The sequence below is a fragment of the Flavobacterium croceum DSM 17960 genome, assembly GCF_002917885.1.
Classification (GTDB): domain Bacteria; phylum Bacteroidota; class Bacteroidia; order Flavobacteriales; family Flavobacteriaceae; genus Flavobacterium; species Flavobacterium croceum.
In genome coordinates this window covers 1-2,335 of the sequence record NZ_PQNY01000070.1, presented here as the reverse complement: position 1 = coordinate 2,335, position 2,335 = coordinate 1, and the positions used below count along the sequence as shown (strand labels likewise).

Annotated in this window: 2 protein-coding genes; both read left to right on the top strand. The window is 29.6% G+C overall.

The annotated features are described in order from the left end of the window. The first annotated feature begins 219 nt into the window (after window positions 1–219). Window positions 220–1,494 (top strand): AAA family ATPase, encoded by a 1,275-nt coding sequence (locus Q361_RS13415; RefSeq protein ID WP_103727233.1) that lies wholly within the window; start codon window positions 220–222, stop codon window positions 1,492–1,494. Beyond that, complete coding sequence (locus tag Q361_RS13410) at window positions 1,478–2,110, top strand: RloB family protein (protein ID WP_103727232.1); 633 nt, start codon at window positions 1,478–1,480, stop codon at window positions 2,108–2,110. Before Q361_RS13415 ends, Q361_RS13410 begins: the two co-directional genes overlap by 17 nt. The last annotated feature ends 225 nt before the right edge of the window (window positions 2,111–2,335 follow it).

Genomic DNA, 2,335 nt, shown 5'->3' with positions numbered 1-2,335 from the left:
AGTGCCAACTTCAACATTTGTGCTTATAATAAGCATTTGTGCTAAATTGAAACACTGCGCTTATAAATCCCCAACTTCGCCAAGCCTAGAACGTTAGCAGAAAGCGCTTCAAAATTCTGCAATAAAGACCAATTTCCTTAATAAAACTCTAAAAAAATTATTTTTGTGAAAATTAAGTGTTATTTTTGTAAAAAAAATACGTTTTAACACATTAAAGATATGATACAAGAATTTTCAGTTCAAAATTTTCTCTCTTTTAAAGATAAGCAGACCATTTCTTTTACAGCTACTTCTGACAAAACTTTATCTGATGAGTTAATATTTGAACCAAAAAGTGGAGTTAAGTTACTAAAAATGATTGTTATTTATGGAGCAAATGCTTCAGGAAAATCAAATTTGCTTCAGGCAATTCAATCATTATGGATGATTATATTTTCTCCTTTTGATAAAGAGGACGAAAAAATAGGTCTATTTCAACCTTTTGAATTAACGAAAAATGAACCAACACAATATCATATAATTTTTTGGGTAAATGGAAAAAAATATGAATATGAACTAATTCATAATGGCACTTCTATTTTATATGAGAAAATGAAATACACAAGTGATGGTGGAGTGCTTTCAGAAATGTATGTTAGAAATTTTGGAGAACCTATTCAATTTGGAAGTACTCTAAAAATGAAAGCAAAACAACGCGATGATTTTAATAAAGATACTCTACATAATCACACTGTATTATCAACATTAAATAAAAAAAACATTAATGCTCCACTAGTAATGAAAGAACTTTACGACTGGATTAAAAATAATGTTCATGAACTGAACGTGCATCAGGATAGTGAAAAAATTGCTGAGCAAGCTGAAAGTAACCCAGAAATTAAAAGTTTAATATTAGAATTGCTAAATAAAGCCGATTTTAACATTTCGGATTTCAATTTGGTCGATTTCAAAATACCTAAAGACATACGCAATAAAATTCAAGATGATAATGAGTTGAGCGAAGCAATAAAAGAAAGACTTCTTAAACCTCAAAAGCAGATTGTTTTTTTACATGAAACTGAAAGTGAAAAATTTCAAATCAGTTTTGGAATGGAATCCTCTGGAACTCAAACTTATTTTCGTTTAGCTAGATTACTTTATGATTTAAAAAAAGGAGAAAACATATTAATGGAAGATGAATTGGAAGATAGTTTGCATTATGACTTACTCCTACACTATCTTCAAACATATTTACAAGCTTCCTGTAATTCGCAGCTTATTTTTGCAACTCATAACCAATTATTGCTTGATGAAAATTGGATGATAAGAAGAGACATGGTTTGGTTTGTAGAAAAAGAAAGATCAACATCTAAATCAATTTTATATCGTGCTTCAGATATGGGTATACATAAAAATCTATCATTATTGAATGCATACAGAATTGGAAAATTAGGTGCTAAACCATTATTAGGCTCAACTTTTTTAAATTCAGGAAAATATGAAGCAGAAAATTAAGGCAATAGCTGTAATTGGTGAAGGAATTACTGAAAAGTATTATATTGATTCATTAAAAGGATTAACAGAATTTCAAATCAAACCAAAAGAACTAGGTGTTAAAGCCTCTAGCTTAAAAAAATTAGAGGACAATATAAAACAATCAATTAACGAAAGATATGATGAAGTTTACTGTCTTATTGATATGGACAGCAAAAAAGAAGGAAAAAATCTTAACGATTATTTAAACTTGAAAAATAAATATCACGAAAAACTAATTGGCAGTAAAAAAAATGGTTTCACCAAAGTAGTTTTTATTGAAACAGAGAGATGTATTGAACTTTGGTTTCTATTTCATTTTACACAACAAGCTACTACTAAAGAATTCGCATCCTATAAAGAGATAGAACTTGAACTTCAAAAATATCGTCCACAATATGAAAAAACAGAAAAGTATTTTAGAAGTGTCGGTAATTTGAATCATGAGTTAACATTAAAAAGAAAGCCTAATGGTTTATTAAAACAAGCTATTTCAAATGCTGAAAACTCTATCAAATCAAAAGAAAAGGACAATAGAAATTACACATATAGCGAAATGCACATTCTTATGTCTGCGTTAAAAATAACACCAAAATAACCGCGCCATCTGCTAACAGCGGTTTCAAGAAATGGCGAGAAAAGTGCTAAATTGATGTATTTCTTTCGCAAGAAATATTATCTTAGTGGAAAATATGCGGTTACGAAGTTCGCCACTTCTTGAAGCCGCGAAACGTTGCCTGCTATACGCGGAAAAATTCCGGAAGAAATTTTTCCTAGTTTCTTATAAGGAAGAATAATGAATACTCGAACTTCGTGGCTTTTC